This is a genomic window from Bacillus bingmayongensis (assembly GCF_000299035.1).
GTDB classification, from domain to species: Bacteria; Bacillota; Bacilli; order Bacillales; family Bacillaceae_G; genus Bacillus_A; species Bacillus_A bingmayongensis.
Window position 1 is genome coordinate 1,419,458 of record NZ_JH921517.1, and the last position, 13,122, is coordinate 1,432,579.

Annotated in this window: 16 protein-coding genes and 1 pseudogene; 7 read left to right on the plus strand and 10 right to left on the minus strand. The window is 33.1% G+C overall.

Translation table 11 applies throughout. The features are described from left to right. The first annotated feature begins 30 nt into the window (after positions 1 to 30). Positions 31 to 1,116, plus strand: a complete 1,086-nt coding sequence (locus tag Y7E_RS0114325) for an AI-2E family transporter (protein ID WP_017151952.1) — start codon at positions 31 to 33, stop codon at positions 1,114 to 1,116. Positions 1,117 to 1,571: 455 nt separating this feature from the next. Here the strand turns inward: Y7E_RS0114325 and Y7E_RS31745 are convergent. From Y7E_RS31745 to Y7E_RS31750, 5 genes and pseudogenes are all read right to left on the minus strand, one after another. Continuing rightward, positions 1,572 to 1,713: pseudogene (locus tag Y7E_RS31745) on the minus strand (YrzI family small protein). A gap of 27 nt (positions 1,714 to 1,740) precedes the next feature. Beyond that, complete coding sequence (locus tag Y7E_RS0114330; protein WP_017151953.1) at positions 1,741 to 1,881, minus strand: YrzI family small protein; 141 nt, start codon at positions 1,879 to 1,881, stop codon at positions 1,741 to 1,743. A gap of 29 nt (positions 1,882 to 1,910) precedes the next feature. After that, positions 1,911 to 2,054 carry a YrzI family small protein gene (locus Y7E_RS0114335; protein ID WP_017151954.1) on the minus strand — a complete coding sequence of 48 codons (144 nt, stop codon included), beginning with the start codon at positions 2,052 to 2,054 and terminating at the stop codon, positions 1,911 to 1,913. A 30-nt stretch (positions 2,055 to 2,084) separates the two neighbouring features. Further along, positions 2,085 to 2,228: a YrzI family small protein gene (locus tag Y7E_RS0114340; RefSeq protein WP_016131497.1), complete on the minus strand. Its 144-nt coding sequence runs from the start codon at positions 2,226 to 2,228 to the stop codon at positions 2,085 to 2,087. A gap of 27 nt (positions 2,229 to 2,255) precedes the next feature. Beyond that, positions 2,256 to 2,396, minus strand: a complete 141-nt coding sequence (locus Y7E_RS31750) for a YrzI family small protein (RefSeq protein ID WP_017151955.1) — start codon at positions 2,394 to 2,396, stop codon at positions 2,256 to 2,258. 458 nt (positions 2,397 to 2,854) lie between these two features. Here Y7E_RS31750 and Y7E_RS0114350 point away from each other — a divergent pair, with 458 nt between their 5' ends. The 3 genes from Y7E_RS0114350 to helD all read left to right on the plus strand — a co-directional run bounded on the left by Y7E_RS0114350 (position 2,855) and on the right by helD (position 6,278). Next, positions 2,855 to 3,073, plus strand: a complete 219-nt coding sequence (locus Y7E_RS0114350) for a hypothetical protein (RefSeq protein WP_017151956.1) — start codon at positions 2,855 to 2,857, stop codon at positions 3,071 to 3,073. A 131-nt stretch (positions 3,074 to 3,204) separates the two neighbouring features. Beyond that, complete coding sequence (locus Y7E_RS0114355; protein ID WP_017151957.1) at positions 3,205 to 3,711, plus strand: 2'-5' RNA ligase family protein; 507 nt, start codon at positions 3,205 to 3,207, stop codon at positions 3,709 to 3,711. 212 nt (positions 3,712 to 3,923) lie between these two features. After that, positions 3,924 to 6,278 carry an RNA polymerase recycling motor HelD gene (gene helD, locus Y7E_RS29875; RefSeq protein ID WP_017151958.1) on the plus strand — a complete coding sequence of 785 codons (2,355 nt, stop codon included), beginning with the start codon at positions 3,924 to 3,926 and terminating at the stop codon, positions 6,276 to 6,278. 273 nt (positions 6,279 to 6,551) lie between these two features. Here the strand turns inward: helD and Y7E_RS0114365 are convergent, their stop codons facing one another. Then, positions 6,552 to 7,043: a hypothetical protein gene (locus tag Y7E_RS0114365; RefSeq protein WP_017151959.1), complete on the minus strand. Its 492-nt coding sequence runs from the start codon at positions 7,041 to 7,043 to the stop codon at positions 6,552 to 6,554. 253 nt (positions 7,044 to 7,296) lie between these two features. Between Y7E_RS0114365 and Y7E_RS34765 the strand changes: the two genes are divergently transcribed. Further along, on the plus strand, positions 7,297 to 7,428 hold the full coding sequence (locus tag Y7E_RS34765) for a hypothetical protein (RefSeq protein WP_272942948.1): 132 nt from the start codon (positions 7,297 to 7,299) through the stop codon (positions 7,426 to 7,428). Positions 7,429 to 7,707: 279 nt separating this feature from the next. Here Y7E_RS34765 and coaW read toward each other — a convergent pair whose 3' ends face one another. The 3 genes from coaW to Y7E_RS0114380 all read right to left on the minus strand — a co-directional run bounded on the left by coaW (position 7,708) and on the right by Y7E_RS0114380 (position 10,261). Further along, positions 7,708 to 8,529, minus strand: a complete 822-nt coding sequence (coaW, locus tag Y7E_RS0114370; protein ID WP_017151960.1) for a type II pantothenate kinase — start codon at positions 8,527 to 8,529, stop codon at positions 7,708 to 7,710. A 55-nt stretch (positions 8,530 to 8,584) separates the two neighbouring features. Further along, complete coding sequence (locus tag Y7E_RS0114375) at positions 8,585 to 8,992, minus strand: 3-hydroxyacyl-ACP dehydratase FabZ family protein (protein ID WP_017151961.1); 408 nt, start codon at positions 8,990 to 8,992, stop codon at positions 8,585 to 8,587. 69 nt (positions 8,993 to 9,061) lie between these two features. Beyond that, positions 9,062 to 10,261, minus strand: coding sequence for an LL-diaminopimelate aminotransferase (locus Y7E_RS0114380; RefSeq protein ID WP_017151962.1), 1,200 nt, complete (start codon positions 10,259 to 10,261; stop codon positions 9,062 to 9,064). Positions 10,262 to 10,482: 221 nt separating this feature from the next. Here Y7E_RS0114380 and pduL point away from each other — a divergent pair, with 221 nt between their 5' ends. Continuing rightward, complete coding sequence (gene pduL / locus Y7E_RS0114385; RefSeq protein WP_017151963.1) at positions 10,483 to 11,052, plus strand: phosphate propanoyltransferase; 570 nt, start codon at positions 10,483 to 10,485, stop codon at positions 11,050 to 11,052. A 32-nt stretch (positions 11,053 to 11,084) separates the two neighbouring features. Here the strand turns inward: pduL and Y7E_RS0114390 are convergent, their stop codons facing one another. Continuing rightward, entirely contained in the window at positions 11,085 to 12,287 is a 1,203-nt protein-coding gene (locus tag Y7E_RS0114390; protein WP_017151964.1) for an MFS transporter, read from the minus strand. A 231-nt stretch (positions 12,288 to 12,518) separates the two neighbouring features. Between Y7E_RS0114390 and Y7E_RS0114395 the strand changes: the two genes are divergently transcribed. Then, the gene (locus Y7E_RS0114395) at positions 12,519 to 13,106 is read left to right on the plus strand and encodes a hypothetical protein (RefSeq protein WP_017151965.1); all 588 of its coding nucleotides are present in this window, start codon (positions 12,519 to 12,521) and stop codon (positions 13,104 to 13,106) included. Positions 13,107 to 13,122 lie beyond the last annotated feature (16 nt).

A 13,122-nucleotide genomic window follows, 5' to 3' on the forward strand; every position in this document is an offset into this window, starting at 1 on the left:
GGAAGTGCTAGTTTAAAGGAGGCCATTTTTTTGAAATCGAAAGTGCACTTTTGGACATTGGAAGTGCTAATGGTTGTGGGAATTATATTTATTTGCACAAAAATATCATTTTTATTTCAACCCATTGGCATATTTATTTCAACGTTATTTTTCCCGATTTTAATCGCTTTGTTTTTATACTTCATATTTAATCCTGTGTTAGTATTTTTAGAGGCGAAAAAAGTTCCTAGAAATTTAGCGATATTATTGTTATATGTTTTTATCATTACACTAACTGCAGTCTCTATTGGTGTAGTCGTTCCGACGATTTCACAGCAGCTAATGGATTTAGCGAAAAACATGCCAACATATATTAAAGAGGGAAAGGTATACATACAAGAATTATCCCATCATAGGCTATTTGAATGGCTTGCTACACAAGACTATGTTTCAATTGAGATGATTGAAAAAAATGCAATTGAGTATTTAAAAGAAATACCAAACACGATAACGTCGAGTGCAACGGCTTTATTTGGTATTATTACAAACGTTGCATTAGTTGTATTTACAGTACCATTTATCTTGTTTTACATGTTTAAAGATGGTCATGCATTCCCAGGGAAAGCTGTTAGTTTCTTACCGGAATCATACCGTGAAGAAGGGCTTCGTATTATAAAAGAAACGCATGAAACATTGTCTGCGTATATTCAAGGACAAGCGCTCGTTTGTTTATTTGTTGGGGCATTTACGTTTATAGGGTATGTAATTATTGATTTGCCATATGCCTTCGTTTTAGGGATTATAGCGGCATTTACAAATATTATCCCGAATTTAGGTCCTTTTATTGGGGCAGCACCAGCTGTTATTGTTGCTTTATTTGTATCCCCGATGCAAGCAGTTTGGGTAATCGTTGTCGTAACCATTGTACAACAATTTGAGAGTAACATTATTTCACCGCGTATTATGAGTTCGAAATTAAATATCCATCCTTTGACGATTATCGTATTAATTTTGGGTGTGGGTAATTTTGCTGGAATTATTGGAATGATTTTGGCAGTACCAGTATACGCTGTGACAAAAACTGTTGTTTCAAACTTGGTGAGATTATTTAAGACAAAAAGAAGTAACCGGAAATAGAAGAAATTTATATGACCCAAGAAAGATTCATCACTTTTAAAGTGGTGGATTTTTTTATTTTTACAGAAGAAATTTATAGTGTGTTAAGGTTTAGTGATGTAATAAATGTAACTATATGATGAAATAACGGATCAAATAATGGTATGGTGCATAGACCACAAAGAACCTGTAAAAAAAGAATATGACCCAAATCAATTTAGATAAGAAATAATGAAGAAGGGAATATAATTTCCCCTTCTTCTAATACAAATAAACTCTTAGAATACATACTTGTTTTGTAGTTTATTTATATAATTTTTATCAATATAATTGCTGTAATACATATACCTTACGAATTTATGGTGGCTAGATACTGAATAAGCTAAGTGGAGTCTACCTCAATTATCCAAATCATTTCTTTACAGCGTGCCATTAACATCTTAATCCTCTCCTCTCATTATATTTAAGTTATATCATTATAGATGCGTATAATATTTACTTCTACGATCTCGGATGTCATCCATAATCTTTTTATATTGCTGTTCTCGCAAAATTTCAGATTCCGATAAACGCTTTTTTCTGAATCGTAATGGTTAAAAAGAAAATATGAAACTTCATAAGTGAATTCCTCCTTTCGTAAAGGAATTATAGGTGACTACAATAAGGGAGTTGACGTTCTTTCACTTCATCCATAGCGTTTTGAATTTGTTTTTCGTGTAACATTTCAAACTCAGAAAATTTGTTTTTGTGAATGGTAATCGTTAAAAAGAATACTCGGAATTTCATCAGGTGATTGCTCCTTTTTATATAAATTTTTAGTACATATGGTTGTAATAAGAAACTTGACGTTCTTTCGTTTCGTCCATCATTTTTTGAATGTGCTGTTCATGTAAAATCTCAGTCTCAGAAAATTTATTTTTGTGAATCGTAATAGTTAAAAAGAATACTCGGAATTTCATCAGATGATTGCTCCTTTTGTAAATTATTTTTTAATACATTTGATTATAATAAGAACTCTTGCGATCTTTTACTTCGTCCATAATCTCTTTTAATTGTTGTTTACGTAAAATCTCAGTTTCAGATAAAGATTTTTTCTGAAGAGTAATCGTAAAAAAGAAAATATGAAAAGTCATAAATGAATTCCTCCTTTCGTAAAGGAATTACAGGTGACTACTGTAAGGACTTTGGCGCTCCTTTACTTCATTCATAGCCTTTTGAATGTGTTGATCGTGCAAAATTTCAGCTTCAGAAAATGAATTTCTTTGAATGGTAATCGTTAAAAAGAATACTCGAAAAGTCATTGGATATTTGCTCCTTTCTTTAATAAATCGTGTAAGAGACTAAAAAATCGCACAAAAAAGCCACGGGAGGATACAGTTCTCCTGTGGCAGGGCATGAAAAAGCCACAGGAAAGTATACGACCTCCTGTGGCGAATTTGTTAGTTAAAGAAAATAGGAAACGATTTTTTAATTCTCCATTAGGGTGGTCGAACTTATATTTAATTGTAAAACAGATGCGGCATGTAATTTTAATTTCATCATTTCAATCGACCTCCTTTTGGAATTTTTTTCTTACGTTAGTAAGTATATACAATTAATGGATAATTGTAAACACAAAAAAAGAAAATTTTTAATTTTGATTAAAATGTGTATATTTTGAAAGGGAGTTTTGAGGAAGTATGGAATGTTTGTTGTGAAGGATATTGTTTGTGTGAAAGGAATATAAAAAATATTTATGTTAAGAAAGGGAGAAAATGACATGCTTGGATTTCAAGGGGAATACAACAAAGCAAAAGTGTTCACAAACAATGTTGAAGAGACTGCAGCAGGACAAATCATTGATCTTTGTAACCAGGAATTTGCGAAAGAAAGTAAAATTCGGATTATGCCTGATACACATGCAGGAGCAGGGTGCACAATTGAAACAACAATGACAATTCAAGATAAAATCGTCCCTAATATAAAATTCAACATTTAGATTATTTCAAAAGGGCATGTAAATGTGGATGGGAAATGAAAATTGAAATAGAGCGCTAAACAATTTAGAAAAGTTTTTCGTGAAATTTCATAGAATTGATGTTCTTGTCTTAATTGAAGGGAGAAGAGGAAATGCGCACTATATTACTTTTTCTAGAGGGGATACAAATAGATGAAATTGAAGCAATTAGAAAAAAGCATGATCCTTTATTCGGACTAATTCAACCACATATTACACTTGTATTTCCTTTTGAAAGTGCAATTTCTAATGATGAACTCAGGGCACATATAGCCCGAAAATTGGAAGAGGTTCATCCAATAGAAATTGAGCTTATTGATTGCATAAGTCATGAAGGTAATTATTTGTTCCTACGTGTTGAAAAAGGAACGGAACAGGTAAGAAAGTTACATGATGAGTTATACAAAGGACCTTTAGCGGAATTTTTGCGAAGTGATATACCCTATATACCACACGTTACAGTTGGCCGAAAAGAAAATGAAAAACTGGCAATGAAAATTGCGGAGAAAATGCCGAAATTAAGCATGAGATTGCAATGTATAATTGAAAAACTAACTGTTGAACGTATTGGAGAAGGTGGAAAATCAATAATAGAATTTGAAATACAACTTCAAAAATAAAAAAGAGATACTATTTAGTATCTCTTTTTTGATTGCTTTTTCATATATATGTGTTAAAATGGAAAAACGCTCATTGTTTATTTTTATAAAAACTCAATAATTATCCAATTTAATTATAACAAATCAATTGCTTGTTTGTCAAACTTTTTATTGAATTTGTTATAGCATCAAACAATGAGCATCAGAACGATCAGTTGATAAGGAGTGGCGATATGGAAAAAACAAGTCAAGAATGGAAACAGGAACAACATCGTGTGAAAGAAGTAGTGGGGAAGATTGAAAAACATATTGATACATTAGAGCAATACACAAGTGCAGCAATCAAGGATGTTGTTCAGATTCGAAAACATTTTTGGGACGATGTAACAGTGAACGTTGATAATACAGAAGAGGCTATTGAAACAGCAGCAAGCATTAAACAACAAGCAGAGTTATTATCTGAACGAGAGCAAAGTCATCGCCATGCTTATAATCAACTAAAAGGGTTAAAAAGATTACAACAATCACCATATTTCGGAAGGATAGATTTTTTAGAAGACGGTGAAAAAAGTGAGGATGCTATTTATCTTGGTATTCACTCATTCTACGATGAAAATACAGAACAATTTCTTGTATATGACTGGCGAGCCCCTATATCAAGTTTGTATTATGACTATTCTGTAGGAAGAGCAAAATACGTGGCACCTAAAGAGACAATTTCGGGTGAAATGACATTAAAAAGGCAATATGTGATTCGGAATGGTCAAATTATAAGTATGTTTGATACAGGAGTTACGATTGGCGATAAATTACTACAAGAAGTATTAGGAAATAACGCTAATACACAAATGAAAAGCATTGTTTCAACAATTCAAAAGGAACAAAACCAAATAATCCGGAATGAAAAAAGTCGTTTACTTGTTGTGCAAGGAGCTGCAGGAAGCGGTAAAACATCGGCAGCGCTTCAACGCGTCGCATATTTATTATATCGTTATCGAGATACATTACATGCTGATCAAATCGTTCTTTTTTCTCCGAACTCGATGTTTAATAGTTATGTATCTACGGTATTACCGGAACTTGGTGAAGACAATATGAAGCAAACGACATTTCAAGAATACTTAGAGCGTCATATTGATAAGAAGTTTGAATTAGAAGATCCATTTACACAAATGGAATATGTACTGACAAGAATGGAAGAAAAGAGTTATGAAACACGATTAGAAGGAATTAAATATAAAGCAAGCTCTGATTTTATTGAAGTAGTAGATCAGTATGTGTCTTATTTAAAACGAGAAGGTATGTTATTTAAAGATATAAAATTTAGAGGGGAAGTATTAATTTCTAAAGAACAAATGAAAGAACAATTTTATGGATTTGATTCTTCGGTGCGAATTCCGAACCGAATAAAGTTAATTTCTGAGTGGTTGTTAAAGGAGCTGAAGGAACAAGAAAAAATAGAGAGAAAAGAACTTTGGGTGGAAGAAGAAGTCCAGCTATTAGATAAAGAAACATACGCAAAAGTTCATCAGAAATTACAGCAAAAACAAGAATATTCCGATGGTACGTTTGATGATTTTGAACGTGAACAAAATATGTTAGCGGCTATCGTTGTGAAAGAACATTTTAAGCCGCTCCGAAGACGTGTAAAAAAATTACAATTTATTCATACACCAGCATTGTATCTACAGTTATTTAAAGATCCCGAGTTTGCTAAGCAACTTGTAGAAGAAAATAAATTACCACAAAGATGGAATGAGATATGTGAAGAAACAATAGAAAAAATACAAGATTTTTATATGTCATATGAGGATGCAACACCTTATTTATATATGAAAGATCAACTGGAAGAATTGCAAAAAAATACATCAGTGCAGCACATATTTATTGATGAAGCACAGGATTATTCTGCATTTCAATATGCATTTTTGAAACGAATATTTCCTCATACAAAAATGACAATACTAGGCGATTTTAATCAGACTATTTATGAACATGCATCAGAGAATGAATTTTCACAATTAAATGCATTGTATGGGGAAGAGCTGAGTGAAAGGATCGTTCTTAAGCGTAGTTATCGCTCCACAAAACAAATTATTGAATTTACGAAGCAGTTAATTACAGATGGGCATGAAATTGAACCGTTTCAGCGTGAAGGCAAACAACCGATTATAACGGAAGTGAAAGAAGGAAAAGTGCATCATAAAAAGATTGTGGATCAAATCGAACAGTTGAAGCAAAGTGGACACAAAACAATTGCAGTTATTTGTAAAACAGCGAAAGAAAGTGAAGAAGCGTATCATGCTTTACAAACATCATTACAAGTTCGTCTCATTAAGAAAGAAACGAGTTCGTTTGATACAGGTATTTTGATTATCCCATCGTATTTATCGAAAGGGGTAGAGTTTGATGCGGTTATCATCTATGATGCATCAAAGAAAAAATACAGTCGAGAAAGTGAACGGAAATTATTTTATACTGCTTGTACACGTGCGATGCATGAGTTATATATTTATTCTGTAGGGGAGATGAATGCATTCTTACAGTCAGTTCATGTAACTAAAACACATTCATCGGTTGTGGAATAAGACTAGGGTGATTAATTAATTTCTTCTTTTACTAACGGGTGCGTTTCTACAATAAGTAGAGACGCGTTTTTCTTATTGTGCTAACGGGGTAGGTTAATTGAAAAAACTTCTTATAATAGTAGTACAATCTTTTCTTTTATAAGCCAAAATAACGAACATACTTCTTATGGAGTTTCTGGACCCCAGCACAAAGCACAAAAAATTCGCCAAAAATGGACGAGTTTTTTGTGTTAGAACAATTATTTGCGAAACAGACATTTTCTATAATAATCTTTAACACCAAACTATGATTCTATAGGGTGTGGTTTGGGCCGGGATACTTTTTGTGGCAGGTCCATAGATAACAATTAGATTTCGGTTTGTAGGGTTTCTTGAGTAGGGTTGCCCATTTGTTAATACTATTTGGGTATATGGAGATATATTTAATTGTAATCGTCCATCACTACTTTTCAGTTGACTATCAAAATAATCTACTTTTACATTCTGATAAGGGCTATCTTTTACCATTACAAGTGCTCGGTATTGTGGCGGGTATATAAGAGGAACAGGTGCATTCCCATCATAGTATCCAGTCACTTTATCTCCTACTGACACCACTACATGGTCTACGAAGTAAGTTGTGGGTGAAACGACGAAGTTTACTATAGTCCCCAATCCGTTTTCTACAGACATTAATTTATAGCAGCCTTCTTCTTCGGCATTTTGCCCTACAATGAAATCACTAATCATGGTGACAGTCCCATGAAAAGAATTAAAATTTATCATTTTCATACCTCCGTTGATTTAAGGCAGACGGTGTACCAATAATCCCCCGAAAACAGTAAGTAATTACTTTGTGTACAATATGTAGGTCAAAACCTATATGACTGTGTGGATGCCCATAGAGGTTAGGAAAATGTGATATATAGTGAGAGTAAGGGCTCAATTGTTCCATAAAACCAGGTAAGAGCTAACAATTTTGTAAGGTTTACAGGGGTGATTACGAAGAAATAACTATTTTATAGATAAATACACATTTATGAGAGAACAAGTTTATAGGTCAATGACTAAAGAATATGATGATGTGATATTAAAAAGAAAAGGGGGTGAAGAAATTGCTATTAGTTGGTGTAGAAGTATGCCAAATAATACACAACAATCAAATATTTAACTAACAGGTGCGTAGTTAAAGAAGACGTACAAAAGGAACAAAAAAATTGGTTCTTTTCTTTTTTAATGATATGCATTTTATTGAGTTTCTTTCCTTTGTAAGTCTTAGTAAAAAAACCTTGCTTTTTGATAAAAGTAAGGTTTTTTTATTGAATCATATATTATGAAAATAACCAATTGAAAATAGTATATAGACCAATACAAGTACAAACAAAGATTACAGCTATTATGATTTTCGATGTCTTTTTCAATTTTGATTAATGTTTTCTTAATAATAAATTTATTTTGTTGTACGCAATAAAGCCCCAATAGCCCCGCAAAAACCGTGATCTTGTAAGAAGATAGGTTTTTTATTTTGATACACAGTATAATTACCTATAATTCCTTGCAGATGTGTATTGTTTGATAGTGCAGATCCAATATAAACGATATGATCCATATCTTTTGCTTCTGCAAATTGAAGGCTTAGTGCAGTAACTACTTCACCAACAAGGCCTTGAAGGGTGGCGAGTAAATCTGAATTGTTATAATTTGATTCGTTAATAGCAGCTTTTCCGAAATTACTGGCTGTTAAATTGCTATCAATAGGGGAGAGAACGCCACTATAAATATCTCCAACTGTAATATCAAGATTCCGCCTAGATCCTAGTTTTGTATGCTGAATTACTTCTTCAAAACAATCGATGTTTGTTAATAGTTTTGATAACCCCATGATAGTGCCACCGCCTATACCCGTTCCACCAGCACGAATATACTTGTTGTTATGGACATAATGAATGGACGTACCTGTACCGATATTTGTTAAAACAAAGTTATTCATGGCATGCTTTTCTTCGTCAATAAGATAATGAACACCTGCAAGTGTAGCCTCAAATTCAGTGAGGGGCTCTATTTTATATTTTCCTAAAAATAATGTTTGTAATTGCTCAGCCTTACCACCAGTTATAGACAGTCTATTTATACACTTATTTTTATTTAACCAATCTTTAATTTTGTTTTGTTCATGGGAGTAAAATTTTTTAAAATGTAATTCATTGTCTTCGTTAAAATAAGCAATTTTTGTTAGTGTTCCTCCGGCATCAATACCGACGGCGCTCTTCATTTTTGTATCCCCTATCATTATATAGTTGTAAAAATCAACACCTATAATTAAATCTTTATTTAGTGATGTAAACTAGTAACTTTTCAATTGTAACAATTGTTTTTCCGTTTATGGAAGCAACTCCTTTGCCGAGAATAAACCCCCGCTTGTTTCGTAGGACTTCATAGTGCAAGTCTAGCTTGTCACCAGGTGTAGCAGTGCCATTAAATGTTACACCATCTAATGAAGAAAGAAATCCTAATCCATTAGATTCACTTGTCCCTACAAATGCTCCAAGTTGTGCAAGTGCCTCTACAATTAACATATGAGGCATACTGTTTTGATTCTCATTTATAAACCATTCATTACTTGTTATTAATTTATATCCCTTCACTGATTTTCCGGCTTTAATTTCTGTGATTCTATCAATCATTAAAAATGGATAGCGATGGGGTAATGCACTGTTAATATTTGTAATATCCATAGAAATCTCCAATTCTTTATTCAAAATAGAAAATAATAACCCCTGCCAAAAGTAAGCAGGGATTTGTAATTAATTTTTAACTAAAGCATCTGCTTTTTCGAGAGAGAAAATACCGCTATTTTTAATATTTTCAACAACTTGTTGTAACATATCTTTATCTTGGACAAGTGCGATGCGAACAAATCCTTCCCCATGTGGTCCAAAAGCATGACCAGGCGTTACAACAACATTTGCACGATCCATTAATGCATAGGCAAATTCTAATGAAGTCCAACCTTTTGGTATTTCAGCCCATACGAACATACTACCGGAAGGCTTTTCAACGTTCCAACCGAAAGAAGCAAAACCATCAACTAAAGTATCTCTACGTTCTTGGTAAATGATGCGGTTTTTTGCACAGAACTCAGCCCCTTGGCGTAAAGCAACTGATGCTGCCTTTTGAATTGGTAAGAACACGCCATAATCTGTGTTTGATTTAAATTGTGTAAGTGCACCTACAATTTCTTCATTTCCAATCATATAACCAATACGGCTACCAGCTAAGCTATAGCTTTTGGATAGGGAATTAATTTCAACACCAACTTCTTTGGCGCCAGGAACAGATAAGAAACTGATTGGTTTCTTTCCATCGTAATAAAATTCTGCATAGGCGAAATCATGTACTACAATGATATTGTGTTGTTTTGCGAAGGTGATGACTTCTTTGAAGAAATCTTCATGTGCCATTGCTGGAACTGGGTTTCCAGGGAAGTTTAATATCATCATTTTTGCTTGTTTAGCAATTTCCTTAGGAATGTCTTGTAAATTAGGTAAAAAGTCATTTTCTTTTTTTAATGGCATGAAGTATGGGTTTGCACCTGCCATTTGAATGCCTGTTTCATATGCTGTATATCCAGGATCAGGTACTAAAATAAGGTCACCTGGATTTGCAAAAACCATAGGTAAGTGAATGAGTCCATCTTGGGAACCCATCAACAATAAAACTTCATTGTTTGGATCTAATTTGACATTGTGGCTATTGTTGTAATATTCAGTTACTGATTCGTGAAACTCTTGAATACCTGTTAAAGTATAACCGTAATTTTCTTTGCCGCTTGCGGTATGTACCATAGCTTCTCTTACAATATCAGCAGGAGGCATATCTGGATTGCCGATACTTAAATCAATCATTTTGTGACCTGCTGCAATTTTTTCTTTTTTATAGGCTGCTAATTCACTAAATATAGAAGATTGAAATGCTTTCATTCTGGTTGCTAACGTATAAGTCATCAAAACCCCTCCTAAAAACTGTGTTTTCATTTCTGTAGTTTGTGTATTCTTTTATTATTCTGAAAACACATAATTATATTCTATCACTTTTTAATAAAAATATAAAACTAAGTTTTTAAGCTGCAATTTTTTATATGTAGTTCAAAACATTGTCGTGTAAATAGAAAAAGAAGGTAATACTAAAAATATGAATTTGATAATGAGATAAAGAGGTGCTTAAGATGAAACAGATTCCAATTGGCGTATCAAATCGGCATATCCACCTGACAAACGAAGATTTAGAAAAACTTTTTGGAGAAGGATACGAGCTAACGGTTGCAAAAGAACTTTCACAACCAGGAGAGTTTGCAGCGAAAGAAACAGTAACGATTAAGACTGAAAAAGCAGAAATCTCAAAGGTCCGTATTCTTGGTCCTATTCGGAAGTTTACACAGGTTGAAATTTCAAAAACAGATGCACGTAAGTTAGGAGTGGATGCTCCGATTCGAGCATCAGGTAATATTGATGGAACACCAGGAATTACTCTTATTGGTCCAAAGGGTTCTTTGGAAATTGAAAAGGGGGTAATCATCGCTGAGCGTCATATACATATGACGTCTCAAGACGCTGACCAATTTCAAGTGAAAGATGGACAATATGTAAGTGTTAAAGTAGAAGGAGATAGAGGATTGATTTTTAATCAAGTGTTAATTCGTGTAAAAGATTCGTACGCATTAGATATGCATATTGATACAGATGAAGCCAATAGTGGAAATATAACAACAGGAGACTTAGGTCAGCTCTTACAATAAGAGAAAAATCCATCTCAATTTTGAGATGGATTTTACATGTTCGATACTTGGGAAGTATTTTTACTTGTCTGCTTTTGTTTTGATAAAGACATAAAAATAATGAATAATGAAATTACACCAAAAATAAGCACCATATACTGCAATCCAATTGTATCTAAGAAGAATCCTGTTCCAAGTAAGACGATTTGGAACATTACCCTTTCAAACATATTACGGAATGAGAAAAGACGTCCATGATAACTTTTTTCAACTTTTGTTTGGAAAATTGTTGACATGATCGGGAAGAAACAGCCAACGCTAAATCCAAATAGACCAAATGATACAAGTGCCATCCATTTCACATCACTAAAGAACAGTGAGAGATGTGCAAAAGCAGTACAGAAGGCGAAGAAATAAAGTAATTTCTCAGGTGAGAAATAATCAGATAAACGCTTAATTACAAAAGCTCCTAACATAAAAGCCACACCTTCAATTGTATAAATAAACCCTTTAATTGTTGGATCATGTTGCATTTCGCTAATATTAATAACCATTAAATTGAAACCAGCGATGAATAAAAGGGGAATAATACTTAAAATAAGTGCCCGAAATGCCACTGGGATGCCTTTTAAAATTCGAAATACTTCCATAAAGCTATTATCTTTCGCTGCTTTTTTACTTGATGTATTTGATTTTTGATCTTCAAATTGCAGGAAAAAAGTCGAAAGGAATAGTAAAGCGTATGCTGCCATTGAGAATGCGTACATGTACTGTAAACTCATAACGACAAGAAGAACACCACCTAGTGAGGTTCCAGCAATACGAGCAATTGTTCCAATATTCATATGTACACCATTCATCTGTAAAAGTTCATGTTCACGAACAATAAGCGGGATAACAGATTGCAATGCAGGAAAATAAAAGGCTGCCGAAATTTGAAGGGCAATCATAAAAGCAATCATAAAGGCGATACTTTCATATTGAATAGCAAAGAACATAAAGATAACACTGATAACACGACCGAAACCAGCATAAAGAAGGACTTTCTTTTTTTCGTATTGATCGATAACACGACCAGCCATCGGGCCAACAAGAACACCGGCTAATAATCCAATAAATAAAATAACCGACTTCATAAAATCGGAAGGTACATATTTCTGCATAAACTCTAGATTGCCAAGAATCCCAAGCCACAAACCGAGCCCGGCAATAAACTCACCGATTAGAACAATCCAGACATTTTTATTACGCCACATAACAAAACCTCACAGTCTTATAAAATAGAAAAAATCGTATATAAATCCTCCTTTTCATTCGTATATTTTAATTATTATTTTTTAGAGTCAGAGTCTATATTACGTGTTTGATAATGAAAGTTCAATCTTTTTGATTTGGGTAAAACTTTGTTTTTATAAGGATGAAAATTAAAGTTTACACATTAGAAAATAAATTGGAATAATTTTAAAATGTATGTGGGAGGGATACCTATGATACAAACATTTTTTAAGAAATTGTTTGATCAGTTTTTACAGGAGCATGAAGAGGAAATAATAGCTAAACTTTGTTTTTGGGTTGTCTATTATTACATATCAGTCCCTAAATGTATTGTGAACTCTAGTGGTATTTTGGTACATATGAATCAAACACACGAAGATTATACGTATGATACAATTGAAGATTTTTTGCGGGAGTATAGTGGGAAAACGAGAGGAGCGTTCTATTTAGGAATTGAAATATATTATATAAAATTTGAAGAAATGATTAGAGAGAAGTGTCGTGAAATGATTTATGCGCATTACTTTCCGCGTTTTATTAATAGACGCTCGTTATTATGTAAAGAATTATTAAGAGAAATGGGAGTGGGTAAAACAGAAATTGAATTTGGGAGTTTCGATACATTGATTTTTAATCATTGTGTAGAGACAAAGGATTGGGTTGATGAGTATGAAGAGAATGTGTTAAAAAAATTATTCGTATTGTCACTTCCCTTTATCGTACAATCATATAGTACAAATGTACGTGAATATATGAAGCAAGAAGAAAATCAGAAGGGAATAGAGTTCTTAGTCCATTGAATAAAGAAGGAATAGA

Coding starts and splice junctions, on each gene's coding strand:
- Y7E_RS0114330 (WP_017151953.1), bottom strand. CDS start 1,881: ATGAAATTCCGAGTATTCTTTTTAACGATTACCATTCACAAAAACAAA.
- Y7E_RS0114335 (WP_017151954.1), bottom strand. CDS start 2,054: ATGAAATTCCGAGTATTCTTTTTAACTATTACGATTCACAAAAATAAA.
- Y7E_RS0114340 (WP_016131497.1), bottom strand. CDS start 2,228: ATGACTTTTCATATTTTCTTTTTTACGATTACTCTTCAGAAAAAATCT.
- Y7E_RS31750 (WP_017151955.1), bottom strand. CDS start 2,396: ATGACTTTTCGAGTATTCTTTTTAACGATTACCATTCAAAGAAATTCA.
- Y7E_RS0114350 (WP_017151956.1), top strand. CDS start 2,855: ATGCTTGGATTTCAAGGGGAATACAACAAAGCAAAAGTGTTCACAAAC.
- Y7E_RS0114355 (WP_017151957.1), top strand. CDS start 3,205: ATGCGCACTATATTACTTTTTCTAGAGGGGATACAAATAGATGAAATT.
- helD (WP_017151958.1), top strand. CDS start 3,924: ATGGAAAAAACAAGTCAAGAATGGAAACAGGAACAACATCGTGTGAAA.
- Y7E_RS0114365 (WP_017151959.1), bottom strand. CDS start 7,043: ATGATAAATTTTAATTCTTTTCATGGGACTGTCACCATGATTAGTGAT.
- Y7E_RS34765 (WP_272942948.1), top strand. CDS start 7,297: ATGAGAGAACAAGTTTATAGGTCAATGACTAAAGAATATGATGATGTG.
- coaW (WP_017151960.1), bottom strand. CDS start 8,529: ATGAAGAGCGCCGTCGGTATTGATGCCGGAGGAACACTAACAAAAATT.
- Y7E_RS0114375 (WP_017151961.1), bottom strand. CDS start 8,992: ATGGATATTACAAATATTAACAGTGCATTACCCCATCGCTATCCATTT.
- Y7E_RS0114380 (WP_017151962.1), bottom strand. CDS start 10,261: ATGACTTATACGTTAGCAACCAGAATGAAAGCATTTCAATCTTCTATA.
- pduL (WP_017151963.1), top strand. CDS start 10,483: ATGAAACAGATTCCAATTGGCGTATCAAATCGGCATATCCACCTGACA.
- Y7E_RS0114390 (WP_017151964.1), bottom strand. CDS start 12,287: ATGTGGCGTAATAAAAATGTCTGGATTGTTCTAATCGGTGAGTTTATT.
- Y7E_RS0114395 (WP_017151965.1), top strand. CDS start 12,519: ATGATACAAACATTTTTTAAGAAATTGTTTGATCAGTTTTTACAGGAG.